Source organism: Acidovorax sp. FHTAMBA (genome assembly GCF_038958875.1).
GTDB lineage: Bacteria > Pseudomonadota > Gammaproteobacteria > Burkholderiales > Burkholderiaceae_C > Acidovorax.
This window is the reverse complement of record NZ_CP152407.1, coordinates 2409470-2426191: the sequence shown is the minus strand read 5'-3', so window position 1 is coordinate 2426191 and position 16722 is coordinate 2409470. Positions and strand designations below refer to the sequence as shown.

17 protein-coding genes are annotated in these 16722 nt (G+C 62.9%); 10 read left to right on the top strand and 7 right to left on the bottom strand.

Features of this window, described 5'->3' with window-relative positions; all coding sequences use genetic code 11:
• Window positions 1–120: 120 nt before the first annotated feature.
• From infC to AAFF19_RS11430, 4 genes are all read right to left on the bottom strand, one after another.
• On the bottom strand, window positions 121–729 hold the full coding sequence (gene infC / locus AAFF19_RS11445) for a translation initiation factor IF-3 (protein WP_085942513.1): 609 nt from the start codon (window positions 727–729) through the stop codon (window positions 121–123).
• 81 nt (window positions 730–810) lie between these two features.
• Entirely contained in the window at window positions 811–2730 is a 1920-nt protein-coding gene (thrS, locus tag AAFF19_RS11440) for a threonine--tRNA ligase (protein WP_182118871.1), read from the bottom strand.
• 321 nt (window positions 2731–3051) lie between these two features.
• Entirely contained in the window at window positions 3052–4383 is a 1332-nt protein-coding gene (aceA, locus tag AAFF19_RS11435) for an isocitrate lyase (protein ID WP_008904038.1), read from the bottom strand.
• Window positions 4384–4656: 273 nt separating this feature from the next.
• Window positions 4657–5064, bottom strand: coding sequence for a gamma-glutamylcyclotransferase family protein (locus AAFF19_RS11430; protein WP_342720212.1), 408 nt, complete (start codon window positions 5062–5064; stop codon window positions 4657–4659).
• Window positions 5065–5174: 110 nt separating this feature from the next.
• Between AAFF19_RS11430 and AAFF19_RS11425 the strand changes: the two genes are divergently transcribed.
• Window positions 5175–6137: a DMT family transporter gene (locus AAFF19_RS11425; protein ID WP_342720211.1), complete on the top strand. Its 963-nt coding sequence runs from the start codon at window positions 5175–5177 to the stop codon at window positions 6135–6137.
• A gap of 36 nt (window positions 6138–6173) precedes the next feature.
• Here the strand turns inward: AAFF19_RS11425 and rraA are convergent, their stop codons facing one another.
• A complete protein-coding gene (gene rraA / locus AAFF19_RS11420; protein ID WP_342720210.1) occupies window positions 6174–6689 on the bottom strand; it encodes a ribonuclease E activity regulator RraA in 516 nt (171 codons plus the stop codon).
• A gap of 311 nt (window positions 6690–7000) precedes the next feature.
• Here rraA and AAFF19_RS11415 point away from each other — a divergent pair, with 311 nt between their 5' ends.
• The 8 genes from AAFF19_RS11415 to AAFF19_RS11380 all read left to right on the top strand — a co-directional run bounded on the left by AAFF19_RS11415 (window position 7001) and on the right by AAFF19_RS11380 (window position 14167).
• The gene (locus AAFF19_RS11415; protein ID WP_008904034.1) at window positions 7001–7321 is read left to right on the top strand and encodes an SWIB/MDM2 domain-containing protein; all 321 of its coding nucleotides are present in this window, start codon (window positions 7001–7003) and stop codon (window positions 7319–7321) included.
• A 222-nt stretch (window positions 7322–7543) separates the two neighbouring features.
• On the top strand, window positions 7544–9826 hold the full coding sequence (locus tag AAFF19_RS11410; RefSeq protein WP_342720209.1) for a TonB-dependent siderophore receptor: 2283 nt from the start codon (window positions 7544–7546) through the stop codon (window positions 9824–9826).
• 39 nt (window positions 9827–9865) lie between these two features.
• Complete coding sequence (locus AAFF19_RS11405; protein ID WP_182118866.1) at window positions 9866–10555, top strand: Fe2+-dependent dioxygenase; 690 nt, start codon at window positions 9866–9868, stop codon at window positions 10553–10555.
• A gap of 81 nt (window positions 10556–10636) precedes the next feature.
• Window positions 10637–11755, top strand: a complete 1119-nt coding sequence (locus AAFF19_RS11400; protein WP_182118865.1) for an alpha-hydroxy acid oxidase — start codon at window positions 10637–10639, stop codon at window positions 11753–11755.
• Window positions 11756–11914: 159 nt separating this feature from the next.
• Entirely contained in the window at window positions 11915–12187 is a 273-nt protein-coding gene (locus AAFF19_RS11395) for a (2Fe-2S)-binding protein (RefSeq protein WP_034693432.1), read from the top strand.
• A 98-nt stretch (window positions 12188–12285) separates the two neighbouring features.
• Complete coding sequence (locus AAFF19_RS11390) at window positions 12286–12996, top strand: energy transducer TonB (RefSeq protein ID WP_182118864.1); 711 nt, start codon at window positions 12286–12288, stop codon at window positions 12994–12996.
• A gap of 37 nt (window positions 12997–13033) precedes the next feature.
• Window positions 13034–13753 (top strand): MotA/TolQ/ExbB proton channel family protein, encoded by a 720-nt coding sequence (locus tag AAFF19_RS11385; protein ID WP_182118863.1) that lies wholly within the window; start codon window positions 13034–13036, stop codon window positions 13751–13753.
• A gap of 3 nt (window positions 13754–13756) precedes the next feature.
• Window positions 13757–14167, top strand: a complete 411-nt coding sequence (locus tag AAFF19_RS11380) for a biopolymer transporter ExbD (RefSeq protein ID WP_182118862.1) — start codon at window positions 13757–13759, stop codon at window positions 14165–14167.
• Between the two features lie 172 nt (window positions 14168–14339).
• Here AAFF19_RS11380 and AAFF19_RS11375 read toward each other — a convergent pair whose 3' ends face one another.
• Window positions 14340–15392, bottom strand: coding sequence for a DMT family transporter (locus tag AAFF19_RS11375; protein ID WP_182118861.1), 1053 nt, complete (start codon window positions 15390–15392; stop codon window positions 14340–14342).
• 422 nt (window positions 15393–15814) lie between these two features.
• On the opposite strand from AAFF19_RS11375, the gene AAFF19_RS11370 reads away from it, so the two are divergent.
• Window positions 15815–16039, top strand: coding sequence for a hemin uptake protein HemP (locus AAFF19_RS11370; protein ID WP_008904024.1), 225 nt, complete (start codon window positions 15815–15817; stop codon window positions 16037–16039).
• A 271-nt stretch (window positions 16040–16310) separates the two neighbouring features.
• Here the strand turns inward: AAFF19_RS11370 and AAFF19_RS11365 are convergent, their stop codons facing one another.
• On the bottom strand, window positions 16311–16718 hold the full coding sequence (locus AAFF19_RS11365; protein ID WP_182118860.1) for a heme-binding protein: 408 nt from the start codon (window positions 16716–16718) through the stop codon (window positions 16311–16313).
• Window positions 16719–16722 lie beyond the last annotated feature (4 nt).

Genomic DNA, 16722 nt, shown 5'->3' with positions numbered 1-16722 from the left:
CCCCGAGCCACTTTTGTCGAAAGGCTTTCGCCTCTCGGTCGGCAGAGCCAAAGCCCCGCCTCTTCGAGTATTTCGCCCTTGCGGGCGAAGCACTCAAATTTTTGCACCCATCCGCGCGATTCAGGCCGCCCCGCCCGGCACCTGGGCGTTCTCAGCAGCCGGTTTGGCTGCGGCGGGCTTCTTCTTGCCGGGAGCGATCATCATGATCATCTGGCGGCCTTCCAGCTTGGGAAACTGCTCGATGATGATGCTGTCTGCCAATTCGTCACGAATCCGGTTCAGCAACGCCAAACCGAGTTCCTGGTGCGTGATTTCACGACCGCGAAACCGCAGCGTGATCTTGCACTTGTCACCATCCGCCAGAAAACGGCGGATGTTGCGCATCTTGATGTTGTAGTCGCCATCGTCCGTGCCAGGACGGAACTTGACTTCCTTGATCTCGATGACCGTCTGCTTGGCTTTGGCTTCTGCCGCACGCTTTTGCTCTTGGTACTTGAACTTGCCGTAGTCCATGAGGCGGCACACCGGTGGGTTTGCCGTGGCGGCAATTTCCACCAGATCCACATCCAGCTCACCGGCCATGCGCAAGGCCTCCATGAGGCTGACAACACCCAAAGGCTCGTTGTCAGGCCCGGACAGACGGACTTCCGGGGCCATGATTTCACGGTTCAGGCGGTGCTTGCGCTCTTCCCGGTGGCGACGATCACGAAATTCAGTAGCGATGGCTATCTTCCTTGAATCAAAATGCTACAAAAAAAGTAGCTATTCCCGCACAGTCCGCGAGCGGCAAAGCAGCTTTTGTGTTCAAAATCAGGCTTTGGTGGCAATGTCGTTGGCGATCAGCTCAATGAACGCATCCACCGACATCACGCCGAGGTCACGATTGCCCCGGGCTCGCACTGCGACGGCACCTGCGGCCTTTTCCTTGTCGCCAGCGACGAGGATGTAAGGCAGCTTTTGCATCGAATGCTCCCGTATTTTATACGTAATCTTTTCGTTGCGAAGGTCCAGCGTCACCCTAAGGCCTTGATTGGGCAGCGCTTTTTGCAGTTTTGCTGCGATTTCACGACAGTAATCGGACTGCGCATCCGTGATGTTGAGCACCGAAACCTGCACGGGAGCCAGCCACATGGGCAGGGCGCCAGCGTGCTGCTCGATCAGAATTCCGATAAAGCGCTCCAGACTGCCCACGATGGCGCGGTGCAGCATCACCGGCCTGTGGCGCGCGCCATCCTCGCCAACGTACTCGGCGTCCAGGCGTTCGGGCATGGAGAAATCGACCTGCATGGTGCCGCACTGCCACTGGCGCCCGATTGCATCCTTGAGGGTGTACTCGATCTTGGGGCCATAGAAGGCGCCGTCGCCCGGGGCGATCTCGAACTCGCAGCCCGAAGCCCGCAGGCTTTCCATGAGCGCATGCTCTGCCTTGTCCCAGCTTTCTTCCGATCCGATGCGCGCCTCGGGGCGCGTGGCCACCTTGTAGATGATGTTCTCGAAGCCGAAGTCCTTGTAGACCTTCTGCAGCAGGGTCGTGTACGCCGTGCATTCGGCCAGGATGTGATCTTCCGTGCAGAAAATGTGACCGTCGTCCTGCGTGAAGCCGCGCACGCGCATGATGCCGTGCAGGCCACCCGTGGGCTCGTTACGATGGCACTGGCCAAACTCGCCGTAGCGTAGAGGCAGGTCGCGGTAGCTCTTGATGCCCTGCTTGAAAATCAGGATATGGCCCGGGCAGTTCATCGGCTTGAGCGCGTAGTCGCGCTTCTCGCTCTCGGTCGTGAACATGTTGTCGCGGTACTTGTCCCAGTGGCCCGTCTTTTCCCAGAGCGTCTTGTCCAGAATCTGCGGGCCCTTGACCTCCTGGTAGCCGTTGTCGCGGTACACGCGGCGCATGTATTGCTCCACCTCCTGCCACAGCGTCCAGCCCTTGGGGTGCCAGAACACCGTGCCGGGTGAGTGCTCGTCGATGTGGAAAAGGTCAAGCTCACGCCCCAGCTTGCGGTGGTCGCGCTTTTCGGCCTCCTCCAGCATCGTCAAATACTGCTGCAGCTCGTCCTTGGAGGCCCAGGCCGTGCCGTACACCCGTTGCAGCATTTCGTTGCGGTGGTCACCACGCCAGTAGGCACCTGCCACCTTCATCAGCTTGAAGAACTTGAGCTTGCCCGTGCTCGGCACGTGCGGGCCACGGCACAGATCCTCGAACGCGCCTTCCCGGTACAGGCTCACGTCCTCGTTGCTGGGAATGCTGGCGATGATCTCGGCCTTGTAGTGTTCGCCCAGGCCCTTGAAATACTGCACGGCCTCATCGCGCGGCAGCACGCGGCGCACGATGGGTTCGTCCTTGGCCGCCAGTTCGGCCATGCGCTTTTCGATGGCCACCAGATCTTCCGGCGTGAAGGGGCGCTTGTAAGCAAAGTCGTAATAGAAGCCGTTCTCGATCACCGGGCCGATGGTGACCTGTGCGTCAGGGAATAGCTCCTTGACGGCGTAGGCCAGCAAGTGGGCGGTGGAGTGGCGGATGACATCCAGGCCATCGGCATCTTTCGCAGTCACGATGGACAGCGGGCTATCGGTCGTGATCTGGTAGCTGGTGTCCACGACCTTGTCGCCAATCTTGCCCGCCAAAGCCGCTTTGGCCAGACCCGAGCCAATGGAAGCAGCCACTTCGGCCACCGTGACGGGGCCCGGAAACTCGCGCTGTGAACCGTCGGGAAGCGTGATGTGAATCATGGGAGTAACTCTTTCTTTTCAATCAATCAGTGCAATGGGTGCGGGCACGCGCCAGGCCCAGGAAACAAAAAAGCGCGGAACAGGTCCGCGCTTTTTGGAGGGGTGTGCAATCTCGTGCAGGCGCGAACAGCCAGCCTCAACGGCCGGTCAACATCTCCGATGTAGTTCGCGGTGTCATAACCAGATTGCCTTTCTCGCTCTTGTGCAGTGAATTTCCTTGGATTTTAACCCCAGCACCCAGAAAAAAAGCCCGAAGCAGATGCTTCGGGCTTTTGTCGAGTGCATTTGGCGCCACAACAAAGCGGCGCTGAGCTCCGCAGATCAGTGGAACTGCTCTTCTTCGGTCGAACCCGTCAAGGCCTTCACGGAGGACGAGCCGCCCTGGATCACCGTGGTCACGTCGTCGAAGTAGCCTGCGCCCACTTCCTGCTGGTGCGACACGAAGGTGTAGCCCTTTTCGCGTGCTGCGAATTCAGGTTCCTGCACCATTTCGGTGTAGTGCTTCATGCCTTCGCCGCGTGCATAGGCATGGGCGAACTGGAAGGTGTTGAACCAGTTGATGTGGATGCCAGCCAGCGTGATGAACTGGTACTTGTACCCCAGGGCCGACAAGTCTTCCTGGAAGGAAGCGATCTGCTTGTCGTTGAGGTTCTTCTTCCAGTTGAACGATGGCGAGCAGTTGTACGACAGCAGCTTGCCGGGGCAGGCAGCGTGCACAGCCTGCGCGAACTCACGGGCGAAGCCGATGTCGGGCACGCCGGTTTCGCACCACACCAAGTCGGCGTAGGGGGCGTAAGCCACGCCACGGCTGATGGCTTGTTCCAGGCCGTTTTTGACGCGGTAGAAGCCTTCTTGTGTGCGCTCGCCGGTCAGGAACGGCTTATCGTTGGCGTCGTGGTCGGACGTGATCAGGTTGGCGGCTTCAGCGTCGGTGCGGGCCAGCACGATGGTGGACACGCCCATCACGTCAGCAGCAAAACGTGCGGAGATCAGCTTTTCAATGGCTTCCTGCGTAGGAACCAGCACCTTGCCACCCATGTGACCGCACTTCTTCACGGCGGCCAGCTGGTCTTCGAAGTGCACGCCGGCTGCACCTGCAGCGATCATGTTCTTCATCAGTTCGAAGGCGTTCAGCACGCCGCCGAAACCGGCTTCTGCATCGGCCACGATGGGCAGGAAGTAGTCGATGAATTCCTTGTCGCCGGGGTTGATGCCACGGCCCCACTGGATTTCGTCAGCGCGCTTGAAGGTGTTGTTGATGCGGCGCACCATGGTGGGCACCGAGTCGTAGGCGTACAGCGACTGGTCGGGGTACATGGTTTCGCTGGTGTTGCCGTCAGCAGCGACTTGCCAGCCCGACAGGTACACGGCTTCGAGGCCTGCCTTGGCTTGCTGCATGGCCTGACCGGCGGAGATCGCGCCGAACGCGTTCACATAGCCCTTCTTGGCACCGCCGTTGATCTTGTCCCACAGCTTTTCAGCACCGCGCTTAGCCAGCGTGTGTTCGATGGGCAGCGAGCCGCGCAGGCGCACCACGTCGGCAGCGGAGTAACCACGCTTCACACCCTTCCAGCGGGGGTTCTGGGCCCAGTCTTTTTCCAGGGCGGCAATTTGCTGTTCGCGGCTCAGTTGTTCGTTGAGGGATTGGGGCATGAGATCACTCCAGGAGGTAGGTTAAAAACGCCGGGCTGCGTGTGCTGCCCTTGGAGACAACTTTAAGTCTTCTATAAGACTTATGCAAGCTCTTATGTCTTATACAAGAGATAAATTTTCTCTTTTTAAAACAACGAGTTATCCACACCATCTTGTAATGCAAAATTTGATTTCTCATATTGAGAAAAAATGTGGCGGCGCAACATTCATTGCTTTCCACATCGAGAAAATCAAATTCCGCATTGCAATATTTGACGTTGTTTAAGCCGAAATTCACGCAGTGGCTTGCAACCAGTCTCCATCGGCAATATGGGGCGCAGCGACCGTATACCGGGGATTGATCTCGTAAACCAGGCAGGACACGGCCTGCCCGCCCACATCCACCACAACCTCTCGCTTCACGTATTCATCGATAGGGGTGGCGCCGAGCCCTTCGATCTCGTCCAGAACGGCCTCCAGGTCAGCGCCAATTTCATATACCTCGCCCTGCACCACCAAGGGTCCGCCCAGCGTCATGCCCGGATAGGCCCCCAGGTGGTAAAGCACCCCGGCCACCCGGGCTGGGCCCACAAACTTTGGTTCCGGGCGAAGGCGCGTGATGTCGTTGGATCCGCCACGGCGCAAGGTGCCATAAACAAAGACATGGCGGGCGCGAACGGCGGGCGGGGGTTTGTCGGGCATGATGCGCACCTCGTTTTGGTTCAGAACCGGTTCAATGTATTCCGGGCGCGCCAGACGGCGGCCCACACCGGCCGCCCGAGCAGGCTCCCGGCCATCTCATCAGCAGTCTAGTGAACACCACGCCCAGCCGCCCTTTTGCTTATGTGTGCCTGGCCCTTAGCATGGCCCTGGTGGGCAGCTACGTGGCGCTGTCCAAGCCGCTGGCTGCCGTGCTGCCCGTGTTCCTGCTCGCGTGGATGCGTTTTGGCATTGGCGGTGTAGCCATGCTGCATTGGCTGCGCAAACCGGTGGATGAACCGCCGATCACCCGGTCCACCCAGCGGCTGCTGTTTCTGCAGTCGTTCCTGGGCAACTTTTTGTTCACCCTCTGCATGATCTATGGCGTAAGCCTTACCGATGCGGTCACGGCCGGGGTGACGCTGGCGGCCATTCCTGCGGCTGTGGCGGTGATGGGCTGGCTCTTTTTGCGCGAACGCGTAGCGCCACGCACCTGGGCCGCCGTGGTCTGTGCCGTGGCAGGGATTGCGCTTTTTTCACTATCAAAACAAGAGCATTCGGCGCATATTGCACAAGCGCTGGATGCCAAAAATACTCGTAATATGGGCTGGTTGGGCCCCTGGCTATTGCTAGGCGCAGTGGTGTGCGAAGCCGCCTATACGGTGATCGGCAAGAAGCTCACCACCAGCCTCGGGCCCAAGCGCATCACCTCGCTCATCAACCTGTGGGGTTTTGTGCTGTCCACGCCGTTGGGGCTTTACGCCGCCTGGCATTTCAACTTTACGGCCGTGGGCTGGGGCACCTGGGTGCTGCTGGTGTTCTACGCGCTGGCCGCCTGCGTGTGGACGGTGTGGCTCTGGATGACTGGGCTCAAGGCCGTGCCCGCTGCGCAGGGCGGGGTGTTCTCGGTCATGCTGCCGGTGAGCGCGGCGCTCGTGGGCGTGCTGTTTCTGGGCGAAACCTTGGCCGGCACCCAGCTGATGGCCTTCGTCATCGCACTGGCCAGCGTGCTGCTGGCGACCCTGCCCTCACGCACCGGCCTGCGGGTGGGCCGACGGGCGGGTCACGCAGACTGATGGCAACCCGGCTGCGCGGCCTCCTGGCCGCGACCGCTACACCACCAGGGGCTGTGCGCTCACCACAATGCCGTCTGCATCGGCGTACAGCCAGTCGCCCGGCCGCACCCAGACGCCCTGGATCTGCACGGCCACATCGCGCTGCCCCTCGCCACGGCGTTCTGTGGGCAGCGGTATCAACGCCAGCGCACACAGGCCAACAGCCGCCGCCTTGAGCTCGGCCACATCGCGCACGCACCCGTCCACCACCACACCGGCCCAGCCATTGCGCGCAGCGGCAGCCGCCAGATTGCCACCCACCAGCGCGCGGCGCAGCGAGCCCCCCCCATCCACTACCAGCACGCGGCCCTCACCCGGCGACTCCACGGCCGCCTTCACCTGCGTGTTGTCTTCATGGCACTTGACGGTGCTCACCGGGCCGGCAAACGCGGCCACACCGCCATAACTGTGAAAGACCGGGGGCAGGACGCGGAACGCACCGCTCATGTCGCCCTTGTGCACATCGCAAAAATCACAGGTGCTGAAAGATGGGAAGGATGGCGCAGCAGACATGGAGTGAAAGCCTTTCAGGCGAAATGAACAACGGGCACAGCGGCAAACCGCCGTGCCCCACGGATGGGTGCGCATTGTGATACAGCCCGGGTGAGCAACCTGGAAACGCCGGCATCCCAGGGCGCTTTGTCAAGGTACCGGCGCTGCATGGGCGACTAATTGGCGCACACGCGGCACCACTGCTACAAATCGAGGCAAAAAAAGCCCTTTCTCCCTTGGAAACGCGTTTTTTTCCCAGTAGCATCGGTCTGCCTATGGGAAAGCCCAGCTTTCTCTGGTGAAAAATCTACTTCCAACAAGGAAAACCCGACATGGCAACTGCAAAAAAAGCTCCGGCAAAAACAGCCCCCGCAGCCCAGAAGGCTGCTGCCCCCGCCAAGAAGCGCACCCCCAACGCTGCTTTCATGAAGGCACTTACGCCCAGCCCCGCGCTGGCCGCCGTGGTGGGCTCGGCGCCGCTGCCGCGCACGGAGATCATCAGCAAGCTGTGGGTCTACATCAAGGCCAACAACCTGCAGGATGCCGCCAACAAGCGCAACATCAACGCCGACGCCAAGCTCAAGGAATTGTTCGGCAAGCCCCAGGTCTCGATGTTTGAACTGGCCGGCCTGATCGGCAAGCACGTCAAGTAAGCCCCGCACCCAGTGCCCCAGAAAGCCGGCCCATGCCGGCTTTTTTTCGTCTGCAGCTGGGCAATCTGTGGCTCACAAACATCAATGCAAATGAGAATGACCCGCATTTGATGTAACATAACGCAGCACGTCGAAGCACAGCCATGTTGATCTAGCCACTGCCTCTCGCTTGCGCCTGGCGCACCTGCGCGCCATCAGCACATTCCCACCACGGAGGCCTCCTTGGCAAAATCACGCGCTCTGCGCCGCAGCATCCCGCTGCGCGCGCCCCAATCAACCCAACAACCCATCACCCAGCCCGCTCGCACTGCGGCATCGGAAAAGGCCCTGCTCCCGCTGGGCGCACTGATGCTGGCAGCCTCGGTGGGGGCCATGGCCCAGACCCATGCGGCTGAGGCCACACTGCCCGCCGTCACCGTGAAGGAAACGGCAGACGTCCAGGGCAAAGACACCTTGCTGCTCAGGCAGACCACGGTGGGCAAGGGCAAACAGGACATCAAGGACATCCCGCAATCGGTCACGGTGTTCACCGAAAAGCTCATGAACGACCGCAACCAGGACGACTTCCGCGAGGTGCTGCGCACCACCGCGGGGGTAACGTTCCAGGCGGGTGAAACCGGCGAGGAAGACGTGCGCCTGCGCGGCTTCTCGCTGGGCCAGGCCGGTGACATCTACACCGACGGCATGAAAGATGCACCCCTGTACGAGCGCGACACCTTCAACCTCGACCGCGTTGAAGTACTCAAGGGTTCGGCCTCCATGCTGTTTGGCAAGGGCTCCACCGGGGGCGTGGTCAACCAGGTCAACAAGGCCCCGCTGCTGATCGACCAGCACGAAGTCTCGTACACGCTGGGCACCGGCAACTTTCACCGCCTCACCGGCGATTTCAACATCAAGACGGGCGAGAACGCCGCGGTGCGCCTCAATGCGATGGTGCACAACTCGGACAACTTCGGTGCACGGCAGGACAAGCGTGGCATCGCACCCACGTTCAGCTGGGGCATCGGCACTGCCGACGAGTTCTCGGTGGGCCTGTACTACCTGGACGTCAAGGGCCGCCCCATCTACAACAGCCCCTGGATCAACAGCAACGGCAAGATCGTGCCCACCCTGCCCGCCCGCAACTACTACGGCCTGGACAGCGACCACCTCAATACGTCATCGCAGTACCTGACGTTGGGCCACATCCACCGCTTCCGCGATGGCGGCGAGCTGCAGACCCGGCTGCGCCACGGCAAATACGAGCGCGACCTGCTGGCCAGCGTGATCCGCTTTGGCACGCCCACCACGTCGCTCGACCAGATCAACGCCAGCACGCCGCTCACACGCAGCTCCAAGGGTCGCATCGGCGACAGCACAATGACGCAGCTGCAGAGCGACTACACCAACTCCTTCACCTGGGGCGGCAAGAAGCACGACATCCTGGCGGGCGTCGATTTCTACCGTGACGACGCCAACCGCAATTCCAATTACGCCAATCCCGCCGGCAATTCATCGGCCACCAACGGGCTGGGCACCACCGTCGGCACACCGGACAACGGTGCCTGGGCGCCCGACACGCGCGCACCGGTGGCCTACAACACGTTCAAGGCGCAGAATTTTGGCATGTACCTGCAGGACACGATGTCGCTCACCTCGACCGTGAAGCTCGTCGGCGGGCTGCGCTACGACCGGTTCAAGGCCTCCTATCGCAATGCCGATGGTTCGCTGAGCGACCAGACCTCCGACGGCCTGTGGAGCCCGCGCGCGGGCGTGCTGTTCCAGCCTGATGAGGTGTCGTCGTACTACGTGTCCTATGGCTCTTCGTACAACACCTCGGGAGACACCTACCAGTTTGGCGGCGTGAGCGCTGGCGGCACGGTGTCCAACCCGGGCACCGGATCCCTGGCCAACACGCCGCCCGAAAAGAGCCGCAACATTGAAATCGGCGGCAAGTGGGAGCTGTTCGAGCGCCGCGCCCTGCTGGGGGTGGCCGCTTTCTACAGCGAAAAATACAACGAGCGCAACACCGATCCCGACAACCCGGGCTATCTGCTCTCGGGCAAGCGCCACGCCACCGGCATGGAGTTCAACCTGGCGGGCCGCATCACGCCCAAGTGGGAAATCTTCATGAACCACACCTGGATTCCAAGCGCCAAGATCGACCGGAGCACCACCGTGCTGGCCGCCAACGGTGGCGGTGCCCAGGTGAAGGGTGATCGCCCGGGCCTCACCCCCAAGCACAGCGGCAGCATCTGGACCACCTATGTGGTGACCCCACAGCTGCGTGTGGGAGCGGGCCTCACCTACCGTGGCGCACAGAACCCCGAAGGCTCGCGTGCCATGAAGGCCAGCGGCTTTGCCACGGCAGATGCGATGCTGGAATACAGCTTCGACGACAAGACCTCGCTCAAGCTCAACATCACCAACCTGGCCAACAAGCTCTACGCCGATACGCTGTACCGCGGCTTCTACGGCGCCGGGGCCGCGCGCTCGGCCCAGCTGACGCTCAAGACCCGTTTCTGAACGGATATCGCTGACGGATTTCCTGAACCACCGCACCGCATGTTTCTGCACATCAAAGAAGTCCTCACGCCAGACGAAGTGGGCATGTTCCGCCAGGCCCTGGGGCCACAAGCCCCCTGGGTGGACGGAGCACGCAGTGCGGGTGGCCAGGCCGTCCACCAGAAAAACAACCTGCAACTGGCGCAAGGCAGCGAGCTGTCGGCCCGGTTGCAGGAGCAGGTCAAGGCCGCGCTGCACCGCAACGCGCTGTTCTTCTCGGCGGCCCTGCCGCGCCGCATCTACAACCCGCTGTTCAACAAGTACGGCGATGGCGCCAACTTCTACGGCAACCATGTGGACAGCGCCGTCATGCACTCCAGGGCAGACAACTGCTGGGTGCGCAGCGACCTGTCGTGCACCCTGTTCCTGACGCCCCCCGAGGACTACGACGGGGGCGAGCTGGTCATCAGCGAAGCGCTGGGCGAAAAACGCATCAAGTTGCCAGCCGGCGACCTGATCCTGTACCCCAGCAGCACGGTGCACCAGGTATCGCCCGTCACACGCGGGCACCGCATCAGCAGCTTCTTCTGGGTGGAAAGCATGGTGCGCGGGCTGGAGCAGCGCCAGTTGCTGTTCGACATGGACATGGCGCTGCTCAAGCTGCGCCACGCGCACGGCGAGAAAGAACCCTCGGCGATTGCCCTCTCGGGCACCTACCACAACCTGCTGCGCATGTGGGCCGATGCATAAGGCGGCCACACACAGCATTAGCTCACTTTTCAATAGCACCTCGCGCTTGCTGCATAAGCGCCAGGTGCTTTTTTCGCTTGTATGACCCACACCCCCGCACGGCAAAACATCCCCCCGGAGATCGTCACCCTGGCCGACCACGAGCTGCAGGCGCGCCAGCATCTGGACGACAACGCCTGGGCCTACTTCAGCGGCGGTGCGGCGAACGAGACCACGCTGCACGCCAACCGCAGCGCCTGGGACGCACTGCCCCTGTGGCCGCACGTGCTGCAGCCGCTGGCCGGCGGCCACACACGTGTGCAGCTGCTGGGGCGCACGCTGGCCCACCCCATCCTGCTCGCACCGGTCGCCTTTCAGCGCCTGGCGCACCCGGATGGCGAGCTGGCCATGGCCTACGCAGCTGCGGCGCTGGGCGCGGGGGTGGTGCTCAGCACCCAGGCCAGCGTGTCGCTCGAAGCCATCGCCAGCGCCGTGCTGCCCGACCCGGGGCGGGGCCCCCTGTGGTTTCAGCTCTATCTGCAGCACGACCGGGGCTTTACGCAGGCGCTGGTGCAGCGCGCCGAGGCGGCGGGCTACGAAGCGCTGGTGCTCACGGTGGACGCCCCCGCCAGCGGCGTGCGCGACCGCGAGCAGCGTGCGGGGTTCCGGTTGCCCCAGGGTATAGGCCCGGTCAACCTGGCCGGCCTGCCCCCGCCCCCACCGCCCGACCTGCGCCCCGGCCAGAGTGCACTGTTCGACGGCCTGCTGCACCACGCCCCCACCTGGGACGACGTGGCCTGGCTGCAGTCCATCACGGCACTGCCTGTGCTGCTCAAAGGCGTGTTGCACCCTGCCGATGCGCGTCAGGCCGTGGCCGCGGGCGCGGCAGGGCTGATCGTCTCCAACCACGGCGGCCGCACGCTCGACACCGCCCCGCCCACGGCCACCGCCCTGCCCCGCGTGGTGCAGGCCGTGGGGGGCGCAGTGCCGGTGCTGGTGGATGGTGGCATCCGGCGCGGCACCGACGTGCTCAAAGCCATGGCGCTGGGTGCATCGGCCGTGCTGGTAGGCCGCCCCGCCGTGTGGGGCCTGGCCAACGCCGGGGCAACGGGCGTGGCCCATGTGCTACGACTGCTGCGCGACGAGCTGGAAGTGGCCATGGCCCTCACCGGCTGTGCCACCCTGGCCGATGCCACCCAGGCCCTGCTGAGCCCCGACTGAGCGGCGACTGAGCGGCGAGTGAGCGGCGATATGGACGCCCGGCAGCCACGGCAGGTAGCCTTTCCCATGACACAAGGAATGTTTATTGCAAATGCGACGGATTCGTATTTATAATCACGCATCCCTTCTCTTCAACAGCCAGCCACACTGCCTGCCGCCATGATCGTCTGTGTTTGCCGCCGGATTTCGGACCGTGAGATTGCCCGCCACGCACGCGCAGGCATGAGCTTTGACGAAATCCAGTTCGAACTGGGCGTGGCCACCCAATGCGGATGCTGCGAAAGCTGCGCCCGCGATGTGGTCGCGCAGTGCAGTGCATCGACCCCTGTGGCCGCCTTGCGCAACGAGGCCGCGCCGCAACCGATCCAGCTTGCCAGCTCCATTTTGGAAAGCAAGTCATGGAACTCCTCTCTACACTCGCAGGCAGCCTGATCCTCGTCGCAGGCTCGGCCTGGTGGGTCTTTCGCAAATAAATTAGGTCTTTTTGGCCTCTGGCGCTTATCCATCAAGCGCTGGCAGCTATCATTTTTATGTCTCACCCTGATCGTTTTGCCCCCGCCGGGGGCGTGAGCCGCAATGCCGTGATCGTGGGATCTGTGGTGGCGCTGCATGTGGCCGGCATCTGGGCCCTGCAGTCGGGCCTGGTGCGCAAGGCTGCCGAGGTCATCGTGCCGGCGGAGCTGCTGAGCGAATTCATTGCGCCACCCGCGCCGCCCAAGGTGGCACCACCTCCCCCCGCGCCGCCGCCGCCACCCACACCGGCACCCAAGGCGCCGCCCCGGATCGCACCGCGCCCCGCGCCGATGCCCGTGGCCGTTGCCGACCCCACACCGGCACCCACAGCCCCCACGGGCATTGCCACGCCCCAGCCCCCCGCGCCACCCACGGATGCCCCTGCAGTACCGCCGTCCCCCGCGCCGGCGCCTCCTGCCCCACCCGCGCCAGCGGCGCCACCCCGGATCGAGTTGCCCTCCAGCGACGCGGCCTACCTCAACAACCCCAGGCCCAGCTACCCCGCCATCAGCAAACGCATGGGTGAACAGGGCAAGGTGGTGCTGCGCGTGCTGATTGGCACCGACGGCCTGCCGCAGAAGGTGGAGGTGAGCACATCCAGCGGCTTCGACCGGCTGGACCGGCAGGCCCAGGATGCCGTGATGCGCTGGCGCTTTGTGCCGGGCAAGCGCAACGGTGTGCCGGAAGCCATGTGGAACCTGGTGCCCATCAACTTCGTTCTCGAATAACGCATTCAACGCATACCAACATACAGGGAGTTTTCTCATGGAATCGCAATTCGGCATCGCCAACGTCTGGATCCAGGGCGACTTTGTCACCCGCGCAGTCGCTGTGCTGCTGCTGGCCATGTCGCTGGTCACGTGGATCGTCATCCTCATCAAGGCGCTGGACATCATCCGGTTCAAGAAGCACGCCCGCGCGGCCAAGGATTTCTGGCACAGCGAAGACTTTGCGACCGGCCTGACCAAGCTGGGCCCGGACCCGACCAACCCCTTCCGCCACCTGGCCCTGGAAGGCCGCGAGGCCACCGCCCACCACCGCAACACCAAGGCCCACCTGCACGACGCCCTGGACGTGAGCGACTGGGTCACGCGCTGCCTGCGCAACTGCATTGACGAATTCACCGCCCGCCTGCAGTCAGGCCTGGCCATCCTGGCATCGGTGGGCTCCACGGCGCCGTTCATTGGCCTGTTTGGCACCGTGTGGGGTATCTACCATGCGCTGCTGGCCATCGGCACCTCGGGCCAGTCCACCATCGACAAGGTGGCCGGCCCCATTGGCGAGGCGCTGATCATGACGGCCCTGGGCCTGGCGGTGGCCATCCCGGCGGTGCTGGGCTACAACGCGCTGGTGCGCGGCAACAAGTCCATCCTGGGCGGTCTCAACAGCTTTGCGCACGACCTGCACGCCTACTTTGTGACCGGCGCCCGCGTGAACGCCGGGGGCGAACCGGGCAAGGTGCTGCCCATGAAGAAAGGCAGCTAAGCCATGGCCTTTGGAACCCAAGACGATGCCGATGAGGTGATGAACGAGATCAACATGACGCCGCTGGTCGACGTCATGCTGGTACTGCTCATCATCTTCATCATCACCGTGCCGGTGATGAAACACTCGGTCAACGTTGATTTGCCGCGCGCCACCAACCAGCCCGAGCTCATCAAGCCCGAAACCGTGCGCCTGTCTGTTGCGGCCGATGGCAAGTACTACTGGAACGAGTTGCAGGTGACCGACGAAGAGCTGCTGCCCCGCCTGCAGGCCGAAGCCGCCAAGGAGCCCCAGCCCGACCTGCACATCCGCGGCGACAAGGAAGTGCGCTACGAACGCGTGGCCCAGGCCATGGCAGCCGCGCAGCGCGCCGGGGTGCGCAAGATCGGGTTTGTGACGGAGCCAACGCCCTGATTCTTGTCGCAAGGGGTGACCTCGTTCCGGCCCGGCCAGCCACCCGCCGACCGGGCAGTCCACGTTCCGGGGGCCGCAGGGGTTTGGCTTCCTCTTCTGCCTTCGGGGCTGAAGGGCGCCTCGCCGCCTTGCGCCTTGCGAGCTTGAAAAAGTGAATGCAGCGCCCACAGCATCAATGGGAATGCTGATGGTGTGCATCCGGCACATGGGGGTGGGAGTGGCTCACCACACCGTGGCTGTGGCGGTGGCTGTGTGGGCCCACGGGCATCTCGGCATGGGCGTGCGTGTGGTGATCGTCATCGTGGGTGTGGGCGTGCTCATGCTCCAGGGCTTCGTGGGTGTGCATGTGCTCATGTCGCTCGGCAAGGTGCAGCAACACGCCACCGACCATGAACGCCCCGCCCATTGCCATCAACCATGACCCTGACCGGTCGCCCAGCGCGAACGCACCCACGGCGCCAATGAACGGAGCAAACGCAAAGACTGACCCCGTGCGTGCCGCTCCAAACGCCCGTTGTGCAAGCAGGTAAAACCGCAGGCTCAGACCGTAGCCAGTGGCCCCAACGGCCAGCAAGGCCAACGCGGCACCGGCCCCGGGCAAAGGCTCGCCCCACACCCTACCCATCAACACGGTCGCCAGCGTGCCAAGCACCGCCTTCACCATGACCACCTGTCCCGGATCGCGGTCCGCAACCCCCCTCGACAGCGTGTTGTCGACGCCCCATGCGATGGTGGCCACGGTGACTGCAAGCAGTCCCAGCAGTTGAACCTGGCCGAGCAGGCCCTGTTCAAGAACGAGCACGACTCCGCCCAGCAGGAGGAGAGTGACAGCGGCAATAACGCGTCTGTCCAGCGTCTCACCGTACCAGCGCCACGCAAGGACGGCAGTGAACACCGCCTCCAGGGTCAACATCAACGACGCGCTGGACCCGCTGGTGCGTTGCAGACCCCACGCCAGCGCCACCGGACCTACCACTGCGCCCATGCCAGCCATGGCAAGCAAGCGCGGGAAATCGCCCCGGCGCAATTGCGCCTCGTGCCCGGATGTGCGGCGCATGAACGCAGCCACCAATGCCGCGCCGCCATACAGCAGCGCTGCGGTGGTGAACGGCCCGACGCCCACGCCAAAACCTTGCACCATCGGCGTGCTCAACCCGAACAAGGCTGCAGAAAGCAGCGCAAGCAAGCCGCCCCGCAGCGCGGGTGAGGAAAGATCACGCCGCATGGCTCACTGGCCTGTGAAGTTGGCGGCAATGAAGTGGCCGGGCAAGCTGCAGAACATTTACAGCGTCCATTTGCTGGCGTCCGCAATTGCCAGGTGCTTGAAGGTCAGCTTGCATTCTTGGCCCTTTTAACCGTCCACGGTTTCGATTTTCCCGGTCATGACAGGGGCCGAGGACACATCGAGCTTACGCGCCTTGACCTGCTTGTGGCTGCACCCCGGCCGCACCCCGGCTGCAGCAGCGCCACAAGGCGATGGGAGACATGTCGGGGAGCGCCAAACGCAGCATGGCTCAGCCCCCAAGCGCGAGATGCGCCATTCGGTTTTGAAAACAGAACAAAAAGAAACACAGAAATTGCTTGACTCGTAATTGCGAATCGTTATCATTAGCAAAACGCACTGCAATGCAACAGGAACACTTTTCAATGCAAGCCACACTGACCTCCGCCTCGCTCCTGCGTAACGTCCCATCCGATCTGCCCGTCTCGCGTGCAGACAGCGGCACGGCCCATGCGGCCAACGACGCCGTACCAGGTGCTGTAGACAGCAGCGCGCTGCTGCAAGGCCAGAAGGCCGTTGCCATCAGCCACAACGGCTCGCTGTACCGCCTGCAGGCCACCAAGCTGGGCAAACTCATCCTGACCAAGTAAATCCTTGGCACCCAGGTTTCATCGTGGGGCGACTCCAGGGCTTGCCACAAGCCCGAAAGGTCGTTTTTGCCAGCCAACGGGTTCGCCCGCGTAGCCAGGCTTTTTTTTCTGAACGCCCTCGCCCCAGGGTTCATCCACACAACAAAAAACCGGCCCATGGCCGGTTTTTTGCGCAGGGGCTTGCATTGCAAGCTTTTTCAGGCTCCAGCGCTTTACCAACAAGCGCGTGAAGCTATAAATTAAATAGCATCACAGACGCTGAAGGGCTCCCTCAAAGGCCCAGCGCAACAATGCCCGCACGGGCAATCTGCGCGTCTTCGGTGGACTTCACACCGCTCACACCCACCGCACCCAGGCACTGGCCATCCTTCATGATCGGCACGCCGCCCTCGAGCAGACCGTCAATGGTGGGCGCGCTCAGGAAGGAGGTGCGGCCGCCGTTGATCACGTCCTCGTACACCTTGCTCTCACGGCGGCCGAGGGCTGCCGTACGCGCCTTGGAGGGCGCAATGTGCGACGACACCGCCGCCGCACCGTCCAGGCGCTGCAGCCACAGCAGGTGACCGCCATCGTCCACGATGGCGATGGTCACGGCCCAGTTGTTCTTGAGGGCTTCAGCTTCGGCGGCGGCGGCAACGGCCTTGACATCGGCCAGTTCGAGTTCGTGCTTGGTTTTCATGGAG

What these genes read in the sequence shown, in the direction of transcription:
- thrS (WP_182118871.1), bottom strand. Translation starts at nt 2,730, where the DNA reads ATGATTCACATCACGCTTCCCGACGGTTCACAGCGCGAGTTTCCGGGC.
- aceA (WP_008904038.1), bottom strand. Translation starts at nt 4,383, where the DNA reads ATGCCCCAATCCCTCAACGAACAACTGAGCCGCGAACAGCAAATTGCC.
- AAFF19_RS11430 (WP_342720212.1), bottom strand. Translation starts at nt 5,064, where the DNA reads ATGCCCGACAAACCCCCGCCCGCCGTTCGCGCCCGCCATGTCTTTGTT.
- rraA (WP_342720210.1), bottom strand. Translation starts at nt 6,689, where the DNA reads ATGTCTGCTGCGCCATCCTTCCCATCTTTCAGCACCTGTGATTTTTGC.
- AAFF19_RS11415 (WP_008904034.1), top strand. Translation starts at nt 7,001, where the DNA reads ATGGCAACTGCAAAAAAAGCTCCGGCAAAAACAGCCCCCGCAGCCCAG.
- AAFF19_RS11405 (WP_182118866.1), top strand. Translation starts at nt 9,866, where the DNA reads ATGTTTCTGCACATCAAAGAAGTCCTCACGCCAGACGAAGTGGGCATG.
- AAFF19_RS11400 (WP_182118865.1), top strand. Translation starts at nt 10,637, where the DNA reads ATGACCCACACCCCCGCACGGCAAAACATCCCCCCGGAGATCGTCACC.
- AAFF19_RS11395 (WP_034693432.1), top strand. Translation starts at nt 11,915, where the DNA reads ATGATCGTCTGTGTTTGCCGCCGGATTTCGGACCGTGAGATTGCCCGC.
- AAFF19_RS11390 (WP_182118864.1), top strand. Translation starts at nt 12,286, where the DNA reads ATGTCTCACCCTGATCGTTTTGCCCCCGCCGGGGGCGTGAGCCGCAAT.
- AAFF19_RS11385 (WP_182118863.1), top strand. Translation starts at nt 13,034, where the DNA reads ATGGAATCGCAATTCGGCATCGCCAACGTCTGGATCCAGGGCGACTTT.
- AAFF19_RS11380 (WP_182118862.1), top strand. Translation starts at nt 13,757, where the DNA reads ATGGCCTTTGGAACCCAAGACGATGCCGATGAGGTGATGAACGAGATC.
- AAFF19_RS11375 (WP_182118861.1), bottom strand. Translation starts at nt 15,392, where the DNA reads ATGCGGCGTGATCTTTCCTCACCCGCGCTGCGGGGCGGCTTGCTTGCG.
- AAFF19_RS11370 (WP_008904024.1), top strand. Translation starts at nt 15,815, where the DNA reads ATGCAAGCCACACTGACCTCCGCCTCGCTCCTGCGTAACGTCCCATCC.
- AAFF19_RS11365 (WP_182118860.1), bottom strand. Translation starts at nt 16,718, where the DNA reads ATGAAAACCAAGCACGAACTCGAACTGGCCGATGTCAAGGCCGTTGCC.